This window comes from Streptomyces sp. NPDC052064 (genome assembly GCF_055585925.1).
The window spans coordinates 537,639-556,172 of sequence record NZ_JBVJJE010000001.1 but is presented as its reverse complement, the minus strand read 5'-3'; the positions used below and the strand labels follow the sequence as shown (position 1 = coordinate 556,172).

The 18,534-nt window shown below is 71.3% G+C and carries 15 protein-coding genes, 1 pseudogene and 1 riboswitch; of the genes and pseudogenes, 8 read left to right on the top strand and 8 right to left on the bottom strand.

Annotation, left to right across the window (positions count from 1 at the left end; genetic code table 11):
* Positions 1 to 583 precede the first annotated feature (583 nt).
* On the bottom strand, positions 584 to 865 hold the full coding sequence (locus ACZ6TU_RS02570; RefSeq protein WP_467671936.1) for a chorismate mutase: 282 nt from the start codon (positions 863 to 865) through the stop codon (positions 584 to 586).
* 327 nt (positions 866 to 1,192) lie between these two features.
* On the opposite strand from ACZ6TU_RS02570, the gene guaA reads away from it, so the two are divergent.
* Positions 1,193 to 2,773 (top strand): glutamine-hydrolyzing GMP synthase, encoded by a 1,581-nt coding sequence (gene guaA / locus ACZ6TU_RS02565; RefSeq protein ID WP_469546122.1) that lies wholly within the window; start codon positions 1,193 to 1,195, stop codon positions 2,771 to 2,773.
* A 3-nt stretch (positions 2,774 to 2,776) separates the two neighbouring features.
* On the opposite strand, the gene ACZ6TU_RS02560 is transcribed toward guaA, so the two are convergent.
* Positions 2,777 to 3,250 carry a pyridoxamine 5'-phosphate oxidase family protein gene (locus ACZ6TU_RS02560; RefSeq protein ID WP_469546120.1) on the bottom strand — a complete coding sequence of 158 codons (474 nt, stop codon included), beginning with the start codon at positions 3,248 to 3,250 and terminating at the stop codon, positions 2,777 to 2,779.
* 202 nt (positions 3,251 to 3,452) lie between these two features.
* On the opposite strand from ACZ6TU_RS02560, the gene ACZ6TU_RS02555 reads away from it, so the two are divergent.
* A complete protein-coding gene (locus ACZ6TU_RS02555) occupies positions 3,453 to 4,247 on the top strand; it encodes a class II aldolase/adducin family protein (RefSeq protein ID WP_467671930.1) in 795 nt (264 codons plus the stop codon).
* A 12-nt stretch (positions 4,248 to 4,259) separates the two neighbouring features.
* Here ACZ6TU_RS02555 and ACZ6TU_RS02550 read toward each other — a convergent pair.
* Positions 4,260 to 5,155: pseudogene (locus ACZ6TU_RS02550) on the bottom strand (DUF4429 domain-containing protein).
* A gap of 339 nt (positions 5,156 to 5,494) precedes the next feature.
* Between ACZ6TU_RS02550 and ACZ6TU_RS02545 the strand changes: the two are divergent.
* Complete coding sequence (locus ACZ6TU_RS02545; RefSeq protein WP_467671926.1) at positions 5,495 to 6,745, top strand: hypothetical protein; 1,251 nt, start codon at positions 5,495 to 5,497, stop codon at positions 6,743 to 6,745.
* A gap of 128 nt (positions 6,746 to 6,873) precedes the next feature.
* Positions 6,874 to 7,404 carry a DoxX family membrane protein gene (locus tag ACZ6TU_RS02540; protein ID WP_469546116.1) on the top strand — a complete coding sequence of 177 codons (531 nt, stop codon included), beginning with the start codon at positions 6,874 to 6,876 and terminating at the stop codon, positions 7,402 to 7,404.
* Positions 7,405 to 7,441: 37 nt separating this feature from the next.
* On the opposite strand, the gene ACZ6TU_RS02535 is transcribed toward ACZ6TU_RS02540, so the two are convergent.
* Both ACZ6TU_RS02535 and ACZ6TU_RS02530 read right to left on the bottom strand, forming a co-directional pair.
* Positions 7,442 to 7,684, bottom strand: a complete 243-nt coding sequence (locus ACZ6TU_RS02535) for a hypothetical protein (protein WP_467671922.1) — start codon at positions 7,682 to 7,684, stop codon at positions 7,442 to 7,444.
* Entirely contained in the window at positions 7,671 to 9,140 is a 1,470-nt protein-coding gene (locus tag ACZ6TU_RS02530; RefSeq protein ID WP_469546114.1) for a PspC domain-containing protein, read from the bottom strand. The genes ACZ6TU_RS02535 and ACZ6TU_RS02530 overlap by 14 nt, the downstream gene beginning before the upstream one ends.
* Positions 9,141 to 9,317: 177 nt before the next feature.
* Between ACZ6TU_RS02530 and ACZ6TU_RS02525 the strand changes: the two genes are divergently transcribed.
* Together ACZ6TU_RS02525 and ACZ6TU_RS02520 are read left to right on the top strand one after the other, a co-directional pair.
* Complete coding sequence (locus ACZ6TU_RS02525; RefSeq protein WP_467671918.1) at positions 9,318 to 10,610, top strand: ATP-binding protein; 1,293 nt, start codon at positions 9,318 to 9,320, stop codon at positions 10,608 to 10,610.
* On the top strand, positions 10,607 to 11,350 hold the full coding sequence (locus tag ACZ6TU_RS02520) for a LuxR C-terminal-related transcriptional regulator (RefSeq protein ID WP_467671916.1): 744 nt from the start codon (positions 10,607 to 10,609) through the stop codon (positions 11,348 to 11,350). The genes ACZ6TU_RS02525 and ACZ6TU_RS02520 overlap by 4 nt, the downstream gene beginning before the upstream one ends.
* Positions 11,351 to 11,397: 47 nt before the next feature.
* Here the strand turns inward: ACZ6TU_RS02520 and ACZ6TU_RS02515 are convergent, their stop codons facing one another.
* Positions 11,398 to 12,465, bottom strand: coding sequence for a C40 family peptidase (locus ACZ6TU_RS02515; protein WP_467671914.1), 1,068 nt, complete (start codon positions 12,463 to 12,465; stop codon positions 11,398 to 11,400).
* A 421-nt stretch (positions 12,466 to 12,886) separates the two neighbouring features.
* Here ACZ6TU_RS02515 and ACZ6TU_RS02510 point away from each other — a divergent pair, with 421 nt between their 5' ends.
* A complete protein-coding gene (locus ACZ6TU_RS02510; protein WP_467671912.1) occupies positions 12,887 to 13,240 on the top strand; it encodes a hypothetical protein in 354 nt (117 codons plus the stop codon).
* On the opposite strand, the gene ACZ6TU_RS02505 is transcribed toward ACZ6TU_RS02510, so the two are convergent.
* Complete coding sequence (locus ACZ6TU_RS02505; protein ID WP_467671910.1) at positions 13,218 to 14,231, bottom strand: SLAC1 family transporter; 1,014 nt, start codon at positions 14,229 to 14,231, stop codon at positions 13,218 to 13,220. The genes ACZ6TU_RS02510 and ACZ6TU_RS02505 overlap by 23 nt on opposite strands.
* Positions 14,232 to 14,342: 111 nt before the next feature.
* Positions 14,343 to 15,512, bottom strand: coding sequence for a C40 family peptidase (locus ACZ6TU_RS02500; protein ID WP_469546109.1), 1,170 nt, complete (start codon positions 15,510 to 15,512; stop codon positions 14,343 to 14,345).
* An 8-nt stretch (positions 15,513 to 15,520) separates the two neighbouring features.
* Positions 15,521 to 15,693, bottom strand: a riboswitch (cyclic di-AMP (ydaO/yuaA leader).
* 290 nt (positions 15,694 to 15,983) lie between these two features.
* Here ACZ6TU_RS02500 and pcrA point away from each other — a divergent pair.
* Positions 15,984 to 18,488 (top strand): DNA helicase PcrA, encoded by a 2,505-nt coding sequence (gene pcrA, locus ACZ6TU_RS02495; RefSeq protein WP_469546107.1) that lies wholly within the window; start codon positions 15,984 to 15,986, stop codon positions 18,486 to 18,488.
* Positions 18,489 to 18,534: the final 46 nt, after the last annotated feature.

Genomic DNA, 18,534 nt, shown 5'->3' with positions numbered 1-18,534 from the left:
GCCGACGCAGGACGACTGCTGACGCAGGACGACTGCTGACGCAGGACGACTGCTGACGCAGAGCGAAGGGCCCCGCGGGGTGGAGCCGCGGGGCCCTTCTTCTCGTCAGCACCGACGTCAGGGCGGCGCCGGTGCCTGGAAGCGGCGCCGGGGGATTGCGCCGCTGGTCTCGACCGGACCCGACCGGACCATTGGTCTCGACCTTTGGCGGTCGGGCAATACGGGTGTCCGCGGGGGACTTGGGCTGTCTTCGCATCGTGCTGGATGAACGTGGCGCCCGCAACCGTTCGACCCAGCCTTGTGCATTTTTGCAATGTCCGCCGGCCGGCCCCGGGCGTCCCCGGAGCCGACCGTTCTCTTGGGTGACCGGGCTGCTGTCCCCTGCCGCCCGGTCACTTTCCCTGGAGCGAGGTCCCACGACGCACGGCACGATCCGTACGTCTCATCGCTCCAGCGAGCCACGCGTGGTTTCTCTGGTCCGCGCCTGGCTGGCACGGACACCGGGACCAACGAAGCGGCTCGCGGGACGGTCACGCGCCGTACGGGTGAGAAGGGAGCGCACGTCTGTACTGGGAACGGGGATTCAGATCCTGCCGCGGCACAGCTCCAGCAGGGTCATCGCGAGGGCCGTGCCCGGCTTGCCCAGCGCCTCCCGGTAGCGGCCGAGGACCTCCATCTCGCGGGAGAGGTTCACGCGCCGGCCACCGGAGGAGATGCGGGCCTCCTGGATGACGGCGGAGACGGCCGCCCGTTCCTGGATCAGGCCGATGATCCGGTCGTCCAGCGCGTCGATGCGCTCACGCGCGCCGGTGACCACGCCGGCGGCCTCCGGAGTACGGGCGCCGGTCACATCGGTGGCGTTCATGGGGGCTCCTTGTCGTCAGGGGGTGCCCCGGAGCGGCAAGGCCCGGACGACGACAGGCGCCCCGGGCCTTGTCGGCCCGGGGCGCCTGGGAAGTCGCTTGTCAGTTGCTCAAGCAGCACGACCATGGCAGCCGGCGGGCCGGATGCCATAGGTAAAGACGAACGTCTGGTGCTGGAGCATGGGGCAAGTATGCACTGCTCCCCGGTGGTGTCCAACACGGTTCGCATCCTGAGACGGCCCCGGTTCCCGGCGCCCGGACGGTGCCCCGCGGCACCCCGGTAGAATCGGGTGGCACAAGACCCCCGCCCCACCGCCGGAAGGCACCCTGTGTCATCAGCGACTCCCGCTGCCAGCGCCGCCGACACCGTCCTGGTCGTCGACTTCGGCGCGCAGTACGCCCAGCTCATCGCCCGTCGTGTCCGCGAGGCGCGGGTCTACAGCGAGATCGTGCCGAGCACCATGCCGGTCGCCGAGATGCTCGCCAAGAACCCCGCAGCGATCATCCTCTCCGGCGGTCCCTCGTCGGTGTACGAGGAGGGCGCCCCGAGCCTGGACCGTGAGATCTTCGAGGCCGGCGTCCCCGTCTTCGGCATGTGCTACGGCTTCCAGCTGATGGCGCGGAGCCTCGGCGGCACCGTCGACAACACCGGAGCCCGCGAGTACGGCCGCACCGACCTGCACGTCTCCAAGTCGTCCTCCACCCTCTTCGAGGGCACCCCCGCCGAGCAGGCCGTCTGGATGTCGCACGGCGACGCCTGCTCCGCCGCCCCCGAGGGCTTCTCCGTGACGGCCTCCACGGACGTCGTGCCGGTCGCCGCGTTCGAGAACGACGAGAAGAAGCTGTACGGCGTCCAGTACCACCCCGAGGTGATGCACTCCACGCACGGGCAGCAGGTGCTGGAGCACTTCCTGTACCGGGGCGCGGGCCTCACCCCGTCCTGGACCACGGGCAGCGTGATCGAGGAGCAGGTCGCCGCGATCCGTGAGCAGGTCGGCGACAGGCGCGCCATCTGCGGGCTGTCCGGCGGCGTGGACTCCGCCGTCGCCGCCGCCCTCGTCCAGAAGGCCATCGGCTCTCAGCTGACCTGCGTGTACGTCGACCACGGCCTCATGCGCAAGGGCGAGACCGAGCAGGTCGAGAAGGACTTCGTGGCCGCGACCGGCGTGCAGCTGAAGGTCGTGGACGCCGAGGAGCGGTTCCTCAAGGCGCTCGCCGCGGTCTCCGACCCCGAGGAGAAGCGGAAGATCATCGGCCGTGAGTTCATCCGGGTCTTCGAGCAGGCCCAGGCCGAGATCATCGCTGACCAGGGCCCGGCGGTGGAATTCCTCGTCCAGGGCACCCTCTACCCGGACGTGGTCGAGTCCGGCGGCGGCACCGGCACCGCCAACATCAAGTCCCACCACAACGTGGGAGGCCTGCCCGAGGACCTCGAGTTCCAGCTGATCGAGCCGCTGCGCAAGCTCTTCAAGGACGAGGTCCGCATGGTCGGCCAGGAGCTCGGCCTGCCGGACGAGATCGTCCAGCGCCAGCCCTTCCCCGGTCCCGGCCTCGGCATCCGGATCGTCGGCGAGGTCACCAAGGAGCGCCTGGACCTGCTGCGCGAGGCCGACGCCATCGCCCGCGAGGAGCTCACGTCGGCCGGCCTCGACCGGGACATCTGGCAGTGCCCTGTGGTCCTGCTCGCGGACGTCCGCAGCGTCGGCGTCCAGGGTGACGGCCGTACGTACGGCCACCCGATCGTCCTGCGGCCCGTCTCCTCCGAGGACGCCATGACGGCCGACTGGTCGCGCCTGCCGTACGACGTCCTCGCCCGGATCTCCACCCGGATCACGAACGAGGTCAAGGACGTCAACCGCGTCGTCCTCGACGTGACCTCGAAGCCGCCGGGGACGATCGAGTGGGAGTAGGGCCTAGGCGCGCTTGATCGTGCGCAGGGGCTCGCCGGGTGTCCAGATCTGGACGACGAGGTACTTGTCGTCCTCGACGTAGGTCCGCACGACCTCCGTGAGCTCGGTACGGAAGAGGTGGGACGGCTCCGGCGGTTCCACCTCTTCGGTGTACGCGGCCTTCCCCTCGGGCTCCTTCACCTCGATCGCCCGCCCGGCGATCCGCACATCGCCGCCGCCCATGGACTGCCCCTCCCCGGGGTTCGCCTGGAGCGCGAAGCGCGGGTCGCGGCGCAGGTCGAGAGCCTTGAGCGAGTCCGGCATCATGCCGAGCCACAGTTCGCCGTTCAGGAACCGCACCTCCAGGCCGCTGGTGCGGGGCGAGCCGTCCTTCCGGAGGGTGGCGAGGACGTGGTGGGTGTAGGCGCCGAAGCGCTTCTCGACGGTGCCGGCCAGATCCGGTTCGGCGGTGACGAAAGCCGCCCAGTTCGCTGTCATACGAAGAGTCTGGCGCCGAAACCCGACATCCTCTGTCGGCTATTCGTGGGGTCGGGGAGGCCGGAGGCGAAAGGGGCGCGCACGGGCGCTCACGAGGCGTTCCGCCGGGGCGCTCGCCTGATCTTCACGAAACGGTTCTGTTCTTCCCGGCCCGACCGGCGGTAGCTTCCGCCCCGTACGTAGAACCAGCGCTGGAGGACCTATGCACGGGCCCACCCCGCCCCTGCCGCTGCCCACCGACCGGCTGCGGTTCGCGATGCCGCCGATGCACGAGTCGGTCGAGGACGAGCGCCGGCACCGCAAGGAACGGCTCGCGGGCGCCCTGCGGATCTTCGGGCGGCTCGGCTACGAGGACGGCGTGTCCGGCCACATCACGGCCCGCGACCCCGAGTACACCGATTGCTTCTGGGTCAACCCGTTCGGGATTCCCTTCGGGCACGTCACCGTGAACGACCTGGTGCTCGCCAACCAGGACGGCCAGGTCGTCGACGGCGGCTACCACGTCAACCAGGCCGCCTTCACCGTGCACGCCCAGGTCCACGCAGCCCGCCCCGACGTGGTCGCCGTCGCCCACTGCCATTCGGTGCACGGCCGGGCGCTCGCGGCCCTCGGTGAGCTGCTGGAGCCGATCACCCAGGAGAGCTGCGCCTTCTACGAGGACCACGCCCTCTACGACGCCTACACCGGCGTCGCCGTCGACGCCGAGGAGGGGCGGCGCATCGCGGCCGTGCTCGGCTCCCGCAAGGCGCTGGTGCTGCGCAACCACGGGCTGCTGACCGTCGGCGACTCGGTGGACGCCGCCGCCTGGTGGTTCGTGTCGATGGAGAAGTCCTGCCAGGTGCAGCTGACGGCGCAGGCGGCCGGGCGGCCGGTCCGTATCGACCACCGGATGGCGGTGGCGACGCGGGAGCAGTTGGGGGGCGACCTGGTGGCCTGGATCAACTACCAGCCGATGTGGCAGGAGATCAGCCGGAGCGAGCCGGATCTGCTGAACTGAGAGACCGGTCCGTCAGAAGCCGCGAAGCACGGCTGCCTTCGTCATGGCGAACTCCTCGTCGGTGAGCACACCGTCCCGGTGCAACTCGCCCAACTCGCGCAGGCGGCGCAGCAGTACGTCGTGGTGGCCGGCCCCCGGAGGTACGGCCGGTGCCGGGCGGGGGCCGTGCGCGTCGGCCTCGCCGTTTCCGGCCGCGGTGCGGGTGGACGGGTGTGGCAGCCGGGCGGTGACCGCCGTCGCGACGAGCGCGGTCAGCAGGTCGTGGCGGGCGCTGCCCCACAGGTCCAGGGCGTACGGGTCCTTCTCCGGCGGCAGTTTCGAGAACACCGTCTCGCGGGTGACGAAACGCAGAAAGCCGTCCTCGTGGCCGGAGTTCGGCAGCCACTCGACCTGGACCAGGTCACCCAGGTTGATGATGCGTGGGCCGGTGGCCCGTTTGACCCGTTCGGAGGTGTCGGCCCGGTCGATCCGTACTCGGGTCCCGTCGAAGGAGACCGTCCCGTCGGACGAACGCACCGACACCGGAACCGGCGGGCCGGGCAGCAGATAGGCCTTCGCCGGCTCCTTCGGGATCTGGTCGAGAAGCAGCGCGCGGCGGATCTCCTCGGCGACGTACTCGGCGACCCCCGTCCGGTCGATGTCCACCGCCAGCCGGTACGGATCCGCCGCGTCCGGCAGCCGGCCGCCGGTCGCTGGAGCAGCGGGTCGGCGCCCTCCCGCAGCCGCAACCGGAGCCGTGCGGGCTTGCGTTCGGGTTCGAGGGCGACCCCCGATACCGCATCGAGCGGCACGGCGATCTCTCCGTACGTCTGCCGGAACAGCGGCACGGAGCGGTGCAGACCGGGCGTGATCCGGATCGTGCTGCCGTCGAAGGCCCAGGTCCCGTCACGCTGGATGATCTCGGCCATAAGGGAATTCTCGCAGCCAGGTCAACACGGCGCGCCGAAGTTCACTCGTGCTGACGGGACCGGGCGGACGCGGACCGGGTGGTGAAGGGATAATCCGCTGTCGTCGCACGGGAGTTGTGCAGCGGTGTTTCCGGGGTCCGGAAGACCGACGGTGGTTGGGTCGCGGGAAGGCGGGCGTCGGGCGTGACGGTGCGCGAGGCGGGACAGGGCGGTGCGGACGCGGGTGCGTATACGGACGCGGGTGCGTATGCGGGGCGGTACACCGGTGGGGCCGCGGGCGGGTATGCCGGTGGGTACACGGGCCGCCACGGCGGTGTGCAGGGAGGTGGGCCGGGAGGCATGCACGGCGGTGTGCACGGAGGGGGGTGTGCCTGTGGGGACTGTCCGCACGGGGCGCGTGAGGGGCACCGGCGGGCCGTGGCCGCTTTCCTGCGCAGGCGCGACGAGTTCGCGGCCGGGCAGGGGCTGCCGGCCGCGGTGGCCCACTCCGCCTCGGCTTCCCGCCAGTGGGTCTCGGAGGAACTGGCGCAGGCCGCGGAACTCGTCGCCGAGCGCGGCCGGGCCGAGGGCAAGGCCTGGCTGGCCGGCCTGTGGCGACGTACGGCGGGTGTGGTGTGGGCGACCGTCGTGCTGTTGCTGCTCGGGCAGTCCCTCACCGCGGTCGGCGCGGGCTGGACGGCTGCCCGTACGGCCGGGCTGGCCGCCGCGCTGGTGGTCGCCGGTGCGCTGACGGCGGCGTCGTGGTTCCACCGGGCGAAGGGCGGTGCGCTGGCGCCCGTCATCGGTGAGGACAACCGGCTGTCCACCTCCCGTACGGTCGCCGGGGCGTGGGTGCTCTTCGTGGCCTATTCGGTGCTCGTGCTGGCCGGGCGGCTGGCGGGCGCCTCCCGGCACGCGGACCGGGACGCGCTGCTCTCCGGGCTGGAACTCGCCCGCGGCGCCGGTGTCGTGACCGTGCTCGCCGTGGTGTGCGGGATCGCCGTGCTCGTGCGGCGGGTGGTCGGGCTGCGGGTGCTGGGGCAGCGGCTCCAGAAGGTACCCGCCGACCGGCCACGAGCCGCCGACCTGCTGACCGACGACGCGGGCCGGGGCACTTTCGCCGACATCCAGTACGTCGTGATCAGCGCTGTCGCCCTGGTCTTCGCGGCGGTACGGCTGGCCAGGCGGCCGGACCAGTTGCCGGATCTGCCGTGGGGGCTGGCGGTGGTGGTCCTGGTGTCTGCGGTGACGTACCTGGCCGGCAAGTACGCGGAGGGTGGTCGGCCGGTCATCCTCTCCGTCGTGCGGTCGCGGGAGGCGGGGGACCTGGACGGGCCGATCCGCACGGGCGACGACATCGAGATCCGCGGTGCCGGGTTCGTACCCCCGGGTGCGCAGGCGGCGAACCGGCTGGCCCGGATGGTCGTCCGGGTCGGTGCCGTGCATGTGCACGTCCCGTTGGTGCCGGTGCCCGGGGGATTCAGCAACCCGACGGACACGCTGCTGACTGTGCCGGTGCCGGCGGACGTGGAGCCGGGGCGGGTGGAGGTGCAGGTGGTCACGGCAGCGGGGGTGGAGACGAACCGGTACGTGGTTGATGTGACGGAGTGAGGGTCGGCCAGTTGCCTTGCTCCTCCCTGACAAAAAGCCGCCGCACAGGATTGAGCCGGGTCGGTTCGTCGTACGTATGGTCTGTTGAGGGGGTCTCGGCACCGGCGGGCGAGAGGCGGCCAGCAGTGATGACTCACGGTATGCGAACAGACACGCACACCCCCCACTTGGGCAACGGAGGAGACTGGCGGGACACCGCCGTCCGCTACGCCCTCCTCCCTCTACGGATCTTCCTCGGCGTCACCTTCATCTACGCCGGCCTGGACAAACTCACCGACAGCGCCTTCATGAAGGACGCCGGTTCCGGCTCGGTCGGCGACATGATGCGTGCCGTCCGTGACTCCGCCGCCATTCCCGCCCTGGTCGACCTCTCTCTGAAGAGCCCCGTCGGCTTCGGCTACGCCATCGCCTTCGGCGAACTGGCCGTCGGCGTCGGCACCCTGCTCGGCCTCCTCGCCCGTCTGGCCGCACTCGGCGGCGCACTGATCTCCCTCAGCCTGTGGCTGACCGTGAGCTGGGCCTCCGACCCGTACTACTACGGCAACGACCTCGCCTACCTCATGGCCTGGATCCCCCTCGTACTCGCGGGCGCTCCCTTGCTCTCCGTGGATGCCGCCTTGCGGTCACGGCGACGGCAGAGGGCAGGGGGTTACCGGTAGCGGGTGACAGTGGGCTGGGCGGCGGGCGGGCCTGTCGTCAGGCCGCCATGTCCGGGCCGGGCTCGTCGGTCGTGGTACGGCCCGACGTGCGGCGTCGGCGTATACGGCCCGTCACGAGCGCCACCGCGCCGGTCAGGAACAGCCCGCCCGTGACGAGGGGTATCGCCACGAACCACGGGGTCTCCCAGGCGCCGCCCGCGTCACCGGCGTAGAGGACGCCGACCAGGGTGAGGACGGTGCCGGCGACCAGCCTTCCGGGCTGGAATTCATGACGCAGCACGGGCCACCTCCGCCTGTCCCATGCCGACCTGGAGATCCAGGTCGAGGGTGCCCGACTTCTCGACGCCCTCGGCGGGGGAGAGGGTTATCTCCTTGTGCTGGCCCGGTTTCACGTCCACGTCCTTCTTGTCGTCGCCCGGCAGCTGGAGGTCTCCGATCCCCACGTCGACGCTCAGCCGCACGGTCACGTCCTCGGGCACGAGCACCTTCACCTGGCCCACGCCGACGTCGGCGCGTGTCGTGACGGTCTGGTTCCGGCCTAGGTCCACCCTGGTCAGGTCCAGGGTGCCGGAGCCCGTGCCCAGGTCGTACTGCCGGCGGACGTCCGCCACCGTGGAGGGCTGCCAGGTCGTGCGGTCCCACTGGGTGCCGATGTCCTTGGGCAGTGCCGCCGAGCCGGCGAGCAGGCCGGACGTGATGATGGCCAGGAGGATCGAGCCGGCGCCGGTCCGCCCCAGGAAGGCACTGACCGCAATGCCCAGGCCGAGGACGGCGAGTGCGCAGGACAGGCCGGTCTGGAGACTCGTGCCGAGCGGGTGCTGGTCCCAGGTCAGGCTCGTACCCAGGGCACCCGCCAGCAGGGCCAGCAGGAAGACCCAGCCGCCGATCCAGCGGGGGCCGCGCGGTTTGGGCGGCCGGGGGTGCGGGGCGGGTATGTCCTCGCGGTCGCGGGGCTGGACGCCGAGGCTGATGTTGATGGCTGCCGCGACGTCCAGGTCGCGGGAGTCGCGCGGACCCCAGAGGTAGCCCGTGCCGCCGATGTGGGTGCCGTCCTTGACGATGGGGTCGCGCCACCAGGAGGGGAAGGCGGCGGGCACGGGCGGCGCCTGGGGTTCCGGCGGGGCGTCGGCGGCGGCCTGGGCGGCCAGGGGGTCGGGGCTGGGCGCGCCGCGCTGCCGCGACCAGTAACCGGCGCCCGCGAGCAGGAGGGAGAGGACGACGGCGAAGGTCAGCACCACTCCGTTGTTCAGCATGGTCAGGAACACTCCGCAGCCGACCAGCGCGAACAGCACGGCTGTCAGGGCCTGGCCGTCGACGCGGCCGGTCAGCAGCTTGCGCACCTCGTTCTCGTCCTCCTCGTCGTACGGGACGAGGAGCCAGGCGAAGCCGTAGAAGAGGAGGCCGATGCCGCCGGTGGCGGAGAGCACCGCGAGGGTGATCCGGAAGATCACCGGGTCCATGTCGCACTGCCGTCCGAGCCCGGCGCAGACGCCGGCCAGGGCCTTGTGACGGCGGTCGCGCCGGAACCTGTGCGGTGGTCCGGGCGGGATGGCTTCCCCGGCCGGGTCGGTCGCGTCGGGCGAACCTCCTCGCTGTTCTCCCGCGTCCGCGTGCCCGTGCGCGCGCGGGGGCGCGGAGGAGCCGGCGGGCGCGGCATCCTGCGGCCCGGCGCCCGGTGCGGGGCGCGGGCCGGAGCCGGGTCCCGGACCCGTCGCGGCGTGGTCGTGGTCGGTCATGGGTCCATGGTGACGGGCGCGGCGGTGCGCCGGCAGTCGGAATGACCCTGGCCGGACCCTGATATCGGCCCTGAGGGACGGCTCGGGAAGGGTGCGAGGGGCCGGGGTCCGAGATCAGGGGAGTCTCCGGGGTCGACCCTGATGCTCCGGCCTTCCGGCCGTGTGACCATCAATGGCATGTCGGAAGCCGCAGCAGCGCCACTCGCCGAACCGCGGCCGCCGCGCAAGCTCTACCGCAGCAGTGACGGACGCTGGCTCGGTGGTGTGGCGCGAGGGCTCGCCGGGCACCTCGGGCTGCCCGTGATCTGGGTCCGGCTCGTCTTCGTCGGCCTGTTCATGGCCGACGGCCTCGGCGCGCTGCTGTACGCCGCGTTCTGGTTCTTCGTCCCGCTCGGCGTCGGCGGAGTCGAGGCGCAGAAGCCGCCGTCGCCGGTCGCCTCGGAGACCTCGCCCGACGGCCGCCGCAGACTCGTCGCCCGCAGGCCCGACAAGGGCCAGATCGTGGCCCTGCTCCTGATGGTCGTCGTGGCCATGGTGTTCGTCGGCAATGTGAACCTCAGCGGCGGGGCCAGGGCCTACCTCTGGCCGACGGTGCTCGTCGGCGCGGGCGTCGCCCTGGTCTGGCGACAGGCGGACAACGCCCGCCGGGCCCGCTGGGTCGAGGTCGGCCGCCGCCGGCGCACGGTCACGCTGCTGCGCTCGGTGGGCGGTGTGCTGCTGGTGACGGCCGGCGTCTCCGGCATCTTCGTCCTGCAGGGTTCCGCAGCCCACCTCGGCTCCGTCCTTCAGGCGGCGCTCGCGGTCCTCGTCGGGATAACGCTTCTCGCCGGGCCGTATCTGGTGCGCATGACGCAGGACCTCTCCGAGGAGCGCCTGATGCGCATCCGCGCCCAGGAGCGCGCGGAGGTCGCCGCGCATGTGCACGACTCGGTGCTGCACACCCTCACCCTGATCCAGCGCAACGCGGAGAACGCGAACGAGGTGCGCCGCCTCGCCCGCGCCCAGGAGCGCGACCTGCGCACCTGGCTGTACAAGCCCGAGGGCACCGGCAAGGACGAGGCCGACGAACCCTCCACACTCGCCGACGCCGTGCGGCGCAACGCGGCCGAGGTGGAGGACAAGCACGGCGTGCCCATCGAGGTCGTGGTCGTGGGCGACTGCCCGCTCGACGAGAGGATCGCCGCACAGATGCAGGCCGCGCGTGAAGCAATGGTGAACGCCGCCAAGTACGGTGGCGAGGGCGGAGCCGTACAGGTCTTCGCCGAGGTCGAGGGGAAGACGGTCTTCGTGTCCGTCCGGGATCGCGGCCCCGGCTTCGACCTCGACTCGATACCCGCCGACCGGATGGGTGTCAGAGAATCGATCATCGGCCGTATGGAGCGCAACGGCGGCACGGCGCGGCTGCGCGCGGTGCCCGACGGCGGCACGGAGGTCGAGCTGGAGATGGAGAGGGCGGAGAAGACGTCATGAGCGACCCGACCGAGGCGAACGGTACGGCGGGATCGGCGGAGGCGGCCGGGCCCGGGGAGCCGGGCGGTGGCACCGGCGGGCGTCGTGTGCGCGTGGTCCTCGTGGACGACCACCGCATGTTCCGTACGGGGGTCCAGGCCGAGATCGGGCAGACCGAGCAGACCGGTGTGGAGGTCGTCGGCGAGGCCGCGGACGTCGACCAGGCGGTCACGGTCATCACCGCCACCCGGCCCGAGGTGGTCCTCCTCGACGTGCACCTGCCCGGTGGCGGCGGTGTCGAAGTGCTGCGCCGCTGCGCCCCGTTGATGGCCGACGCCGAGCAGCCGGTCCGTTTCCTCGCGCTGTCCGTGTCGGACGCCGCCGAGGACGTGATCGGCGTGATCCGCGGCGGGGCCCGCGGGTACGTCACCAAGACGATCACCGGCACGGACCTCGTCGACTCCATCTTCCGTGTCCAGGAGGGCGACGCGGTCTTCTCCCCGCGGCTGGCCGGGTTCGTCCTCGACGCCTTCGCCTCCACGGACGCGCCGCCGGTCGACGAGGACCTGGACCGTCTCACCCAGCGCGAGCGTGAGGTGCTGCGGCTCATCGCCCGGGGCTACGCGTACAAGGAGATCGCCAAGCAGCTGTTCATCTCCGTGAAGACGGTCGAGTCGCATGTCTCGGCGGTCCTCCGCAAGCTCCAGCTCTCCAACCGGCACGAGCTGACGCGGTGGGCGACGGCTCGCCGGCTGGTGTGACGCGGGAAGACCGGGCCGCCTGACGACGGTGCTGCCGCCGCGCCCGGTCAGACCACCCGGGTGGCGCCCGTGAACGGCATCTCGTCGAGCGGGGCGACCCGGACCGGGGCGGACGGGTTCGGGGCGTGGATCATCCGGCCGTTGCCCACATAGATGCCGACGTGACTGATGCCGGCGTAGAAGAACACCAGGTCCCCGGGGAGGAGTTCGGAGCGGGAGACGCGGCGGCCCGCGTCGATCTGGGAGTACGTCGTGCGGGGCAGGGAGACGCCCGCGGAGCGGTACGCGGCCTGGACGAGGCCCGAGCAGTCGAAGGCGTTCGGGCCGGTCGCGCCCCAGACATAGGGGCTGCCGAGCTTCTGGTAGGCGTAGGACACGGCCGCGGCCGCACGGGAGTTGGGCGCCTCGGCCGCGGCGGATCCCGGGGCGGCCAGGGTGCCGCGCGGGCCCGTGGAGGAGCGTGAGGCACGGTCCGTGCCCGGCGATTCTCCGAGCCTGGAACGTTCCTGCGCGCTGAGCCGGGACAGCAGCTGCCGCGCGGAACCCAGCTTGCCGGTGACGGTCTTCTTGTGCCGCTTCAGTTCCGTCTGCCGCGACTTCAGGGACATCAGCTCGATGTGGGCGGCGCCCCGCAGCTGCTCGATCTCCCTCAGCTGCTTGCGTACGCGCGTGACGGCGGCGTTCTGCCGGTTGCCGGCCCGCTCGACGAACTCGGCGTTCTCCAGGTACCGGTCGGGGTCGTCGGACAGGGCGAGCTGCATCGCGGGGTCGAGGCCGCCGGCGCGGTACTGCGCGGCGGCGACCGAACCAAGCGCCTCGCGGGCGGAGTTGAGCCTTTGCTCCTTGCGCGCCGCCTGGTCCTGGAGGCCCTTCAGCCGCTGCCCGGCCGCCTCGGCCTTCTCCTTCGCGCCGTTGTACTTCTCGGTGGCGACCTCCGCCTCCCGGTACAGCTTGTCCACCTCGGCCTTGACCTGGCCCGGGGTGAGCTGTGGTTCGGCGTGCCCGGTTCCGTCGAAGCCCGTCGCCGTCGCCGCGCCGGCGAGGGCGATCGTGGCGGCCGTACGGGCCTTGCTGCCACCGATCGAGCGCTGTCGGGGCTTGCGGTGCGCTGCCAACTGGAGGCCACGTCCTTTCCTCGACCGCCGGTGAGTGCGTACGGCCGCCAGGGGAGCGGACAGCGGCCTGCGCGCGTCCGGCGACGGCCCGCACAGGGGAAGCGGACCGCCGCCGGACCTTCTCGGCGGTGGTGCCCGACTGCCGCCCCTGGCCCGGGCGGCGGTGGGGAGCCGGTCACCTGGTGGAGGACGCTAAACCCCGGGGTGGCGGGCCGGTGGCAGGTGCGCGGAACTGTTCCGAGAGGACCGGTGGTGACCGTATGCGACCGTGATCCCGCCTCGGCGTCGTCGGCTCCACTCAGCGTGATGACCGATGCGTCGAATCGTGGGCGCATGACGGTGATCGGGTGCTATGGGGCGCATATATGCATCCGTGGGCCGGTGTCGGCGGCCCGGGAGCCCCTGATTAGGCTCCGGCCTCATGGACGTACTCATCCACCTCTTCGTCGGCCTCCACATCATCGGCATCGCATCCCTCCTGGGCGGTTTCCTCACCCAGATGAAGGCGATGGGCGAGGGCACCGCCCGCTACACCCCCGCGATGCTGCACGGCGCGCTGACGATGCTGGTCACCGGTGTGATCCTGGTCGGCCTCAACCAGGCCGACGACCAGTCCGTGAACAACATCAAGATCGGCGTCAAGCTGGCCCTGCTGATCGTGATCCTCGGCCTGGTCTACGTGAAAAGGGACGACGCGAAGGTGGACAAGGGCCTGTTCGGCCTGGTCGGGGCACTGACCACGGCGAACGTCTTCATCGCCGTGCTCTGGACCTGACCCGGCCGGGCATGACGTAGGCCCGGGCCGAGGCGACCGCCCAGGCGGTGCCCCCGAGCCACGCGGCCACCGCGACCCACAGCAGGGCCTCCCCGAGGCCGTCGAGCCAGGAGACGTCGAGGACGGCGGCGACGGCCAGTGCCGCCGCCGCCGTCTTGGCCCAGGTGAACACGGTCGCCCAGCGGCGGATGTCGGTGCGGGGCCGGGGCCGTAGGAACTCGGCGGTGAGCAGGACGGCGCAGCAGGCCAGGGCGAGCACGAGCAGCACGACGGTCGCGTGGCGCAGGACACCGCGGTCGTCGTCGTTCCACAGGTACAGGCGTGCGCTGTCGGAGCTGATCAGCCGCGCCCCGGCCAGCGCCGAGAGGGCCGGCGCCCCGCCCGCGAGCCAGTGGTCGCCGCACCCCTCGGCCACCTGCCGCACATCGAAACGGGCCAGGGCGAGCACGTACAGCACGAGCCCGAGCCAGAAGAGCACCAGCGCCGCGTGCGAGAGCCAGGCCGCCGACTCGGCCGCGGCGAGCGTGGCGCCGAGCACGGCGAGCCCCTGCGTGGCCATGCAGCGCGCGAACACCGTCCCGGGCCTGCGTCGCTCCCCGTCCTGCGCGGGGAGGACGAGCGGCACGGGCCAGAGCAGTACGGCCAGTACCAGCAGTGCCGCGGCCAGAGACTGCGAGCCGGCCGCCGAGAAGCCGGTACCGAGGACGGCCGTCGCCGCCACCGTGGTGAGGGCGGTCGTCGCCACGGTGTCCAGAAGGCCCGGCACCCCCGCGTACGCCCGCCACCTGCCGCCGGCCGGCAGCAGCCGCAGGGTGAAGTCCGCGGCGAGCATCAGCCAGGCCGCGCAGGCCAGGCCGAGGGCGACGCGGGAGAGGACGTCGTACCCCGCCAGATCCAGACCGACCGCCAGGGTGCCGGTCGCCAGCACGGCGGCACTCGCGGACGGCGCGCGCTGCGCCCACCAGGCGGTGGAGGGGGAGGGGCCGGACATGGGGCCGATGCTAGGAGGCGCCGCGCGCGTTACCGGCGGGGCACGCGCGCGGGCGCCTCAAAAACGCGCGAGCGCCCTCACGCGCGCGTGCCCTCAGTGCCGTACGGGCCCTCAGGCCGGCCGCACCACGCTGTGGATCGACGACTCGCCGTCGTAGTAGATCGACTCCTCGCGCACGTAGGTGCCGGGCTTCGGGGCGTGGATCATCATGCCGTTGCCGATGTAAATGCCGACGTGGGTGATGTCGTCGTAGAAGAAGATCAGGTCACCGGGCTGGGCGGCGGCCAGGGAGACCGTGGTGCCGGCGTTGACCTGGTCGTAGGTCGTGCGTGGCAGGGTGACGCCCGCGGCCTTCCACGCGGCCTGGGTGAGGCCGGAGCAGTCGTAGGAGCCGGGGCCGACGGCGCCCCAGACGTACGGCTTGCCGATCTGGGCGCGGGCGAAGGCGAGCGCCTTCTCGGCCTTGGTGGCGTACGAGGAGTCGGCCGGGGCCGTCGAGGAGGAGGACGAACCCGACGACGAGGACGAACCGCTCTGCTGCTGCTGGGCGGCCTCCTCCTGCGCCTTCTGCTGCGCGGCCTGCTGCCGGGCCAGCTCGGCGGCCTTGCGGGCGGCCTCCTGCTGCTTCTCCCTCTCGATCGCCGCGAGCCGCGCCTTCTCCTCGGCGGTCAGCTTCGACAGCAGTTCACGCGCGTCGGCGAGCTTCCTCTGGACGGTCGCCTTGGCCGTCTTCAGGTCGCCCTGCGTATCGGTGAGCGTCTCGAGGCTCTCGGTGGCCTCCTGACGCTTCTTCATCGTCTCGGACTGCTGGGTGACGTAGTTGTCGACCGCGACCTTCTGGCGGCCGGTCATCCGGTCCATCAGCTGGGTCTGGTCGAAGTAGTCCTGCGGGGTGTCCGCGAGCAGGAACGTCGCCGTGTCCGGGGCGGAGGCGCCGGTGCGGTACTGGGCGGCGGCGAAGGAACCAAGTTCCTCCCGGGCCTCGTTGAGCTTCTGGGTGCGCTTGGCGACGTCGTCGAGGAGGGTGTCGACGCGCTTGCGCTGCTTGGTGGTCTTCTCCTTGGCCGAGTTGTACTTGTCGGTCGCCGACTCGGCCTGGCGGTACAGGTCGTCGACCTTCTTCTCGACTTCCTCGAGACTCGGCTTGTCGTCGGCCTCGGGGGCGGCGTTGGCCGACTGGGACAGCAGGGCCACGGATGTGAGGGCCGCCGTTGCGAGGGCGGGGGTCCGTATGCCTGCGACGCGCGTACCCGCGGGACGCGACTTGCGGTGCGACGCCAAGGGAGGCGACTCCTTCCATGCTCCGCCTACCGGGTTAGCTGTCGGGTTCGGGCGGGTACTTCGGAAGGGTTGCCCTACGGCCATCTCCGTGAAGGAGGCGGGCCGATTCACCCCAAAGTTCTCGGTTGGGTCCCCGGCTCCGGCTGCCGCTGCGGCACACCGGACTCGGCGGAGGCCGCGCGGCCCGGCGACGTTCGCCGGTGGGGGTCGTGCGGCCTGCCCGCACGGTAGCCAACTCGTGTGGCCCTTGTGAAGGTTGATGGGTGATATGCCCGATACATTTTCGTGACCTTATCCCAGAGCGTCGCCGATAGTGATCGATCTCGGGGGGTTGGTCACGAGTCGTCCATGAATGTGACGGCCGTAGCAACCTGTGATCATGTGGCGATGCAGGGTGACGAGGGGGTCCGTTCGGTGATGTTCTCAGGGCGGCGGCGGGCTGTCAGTGGGGCGCCCTAGACTCGGAGAGCGATGAGCAGCCTCTTTGACGACAGCTTCCTGGCGGACCTCCAGGCCCAGCGGGGCCCCGCGGACGAGCCCCCGCCGCCACCCGAGGACGATCACGTACCGGAGCCGGTTCCGGACGATCTGTTCGGCGGGAAGTTCGACGTGCCCCCGGACCGGGACGCCTACTACCGCGACGGCGCCCCGCGCCCGGTGGTGGACACCGCCGCCCTCCTGGAGGGGCTGAACGACAACCAGCGCGCCGCCGTCGTCCATTCCGGTTCCCCGCTGCTCATCGTGGCAGGCGCCGGGTCCGGCAAGACCCGCGTGCTCACGCACCGCATCGCCCACCTGCTCGCCGAGCGGGGCGCGCACCCGGGCCAGATCCTCGCGATCACCTTCACCAACAAGGCCGCGGGTGAGATGAAGGAGCGCGTCGAGCAGCTCGTCGGCCCGCGGGCGAACGCGATGTGGGTGATGACCTTCCACAGCGCGTGCGTGCGCATCCTGCGGCGCGAGAGCAAGAAGCTCGGCTTCACGTCCTCCTTCTCGATCTACGACGCCGCCGACTCCAAGCGCCTGATGGCCCTGGTCTGCCGCGACCTGGACCTCGACCCCAAGCGCTTCCCGCCGAAGTCCTTCAGCGCCAAGATCAGCAACCTGAAGAACGAGCTGATCGACGAGGAGGACTTCGCCGCCCAGGCCTCCGACGGCTTCGAGAAGACCCTCGCCCAGGCCTACGCGATGTACCAGTCGCGGCTGCGCGAGGCGAACGCCCTCGACTTCGACGACCTGATCATGACGACGGTCAACCTGCTGCGCGCCTTCCCGGACGTCGCCGAGCACTACCGCCGCCGCTTCCGCCATGTGCTGGTGGACGAGTACCAGGACACCAACCACGCCCAGTACGCCCTCGTCCGGGAGCTCGTCGGCACCTTTGAGCACCCCGTCGACGTACCGCCGGGCCCGGACGACGTCCCGCCCGCCGAGCTGTGCGTGGTGGGTGACGCGGACCAGTCGATCTACGCCTTCCGCGGCGCGACCATCCGCAACATCCTCCAGTTCGAGGAGGACTACCCGGACGCGACGACGATCCTGCTGGAGCAGAACTACCGCTCCACCCAGACGATCCTCAGCGCGGCCAACGCGGTCATCGAGCGCAACGAGTCCCGCCGCCCCAAGAACCTGTGGACCAACGCGGGCACGGGCGCCCAGATCACCGGCTACGTCGCCGACACCGAGCACGACGAGGCGCAGTTCGTCGCCGACGAGATAGACCGGCTCACGGACGCCGGCGAGGCGAAGGCCGGTGACGTCGCCGTCTTCTACCGCACCAACGCCCAGTCCCGTGTCTTCGAAGAGATCTTCATCCGCGTCGGCCTGCCCTACAAGGTCGTCGGCGGCGTCCGCTTCTACGAGCGCAAGGAGGTCCGGGACGTCCTGGCCTACCTGCGCGTGCTGGCCAACCCGGAGGACTCGGTGCCGCTGCGCCGGATCCTCAACGTCCCCAAGCGGGGCATCGGCGACCGCGCCGAGGCGATGATCGACGCCCTCGCCCAGCGCGAGAAGATCAGCTTCCCGCAGGCACTGAAGCGCGTGGACGAGGCATACGGCATGGCCGCGCGCTCCACGAACGCCGTCAAGCGGTTCAACACACTGATGGAGGACCTCCGTACGATCGTCGAGTCCGGCGCCGGACCGGCCACCGTGCTGGAGGCCGTCCTGGAACGCACCGGGTACCTCGCCGAGCTGCAGGCTTCCACCGACCCGCAGGACGAGACCCGGATCGAGAACCTCCAGGAACTCGCCGCCGTCGCCATGGAGTTCGAGCAGGAGCGCGGCGAGGACACGGTGACACCAGGGGCTGCCGCCCCGGGGGGCACGCTGTCCGACTTCCTCGAACAGGTCGCGCTGGTCGCCGACTCCGACCAGATCCCCGACGAGGAAGACGGCGACGGCGTCATCACGCTGATGACCCTGCACACCGCCAAGGGCCTGGAGTTCCCCGTCGTCTTCCTGACCGGCATGGAGGACGGCGTCTTCCCGCACATGCGCGCCCTCGGCCAGACCAAGGAGCTGGAGGAGGAGCGGCGCCTGGCGTACGTCGGCATCACGCGCGCGCGGGAGCGGCTGTATCTGACGCGGTCCACGCTGCGCAGCGCCTGGGGCCAGCCGTCGTACAACCCGCCCTCACGGTTCCTGGAGGAGATCCCGCCGGCGTACCTGGAGTGGAAGCGGACGGGGGCGACCGCGCCCGCGTCCTCCGGGCCGGTCTCCGGGGTGGCGGCCTCGCTGTCGTCGTCCCGCTCGCGTTCGTCGGCGTCGGGCGCGTCCGGTTTTTCCACGCGCCGGACCTCCGAGAAGCCGGTCGTGGGGCTGGCGGTCGGGGACCGGGTCACGCACGACCAGTTCGGGCTCGGGACCGTCGTGGCGGTCAAGGGCACGGGCGCGAACGCCGAGGCGACGATCGACTTCGGGGACACCAAGCCGAAGCGGCTGCTGCTGCGGTACGCGCCGGTGGAGAAGCTGTAGCCGTATGAGACCAGCCCCCGTTCGCCGAACGGGCGGGGGCTGCCCG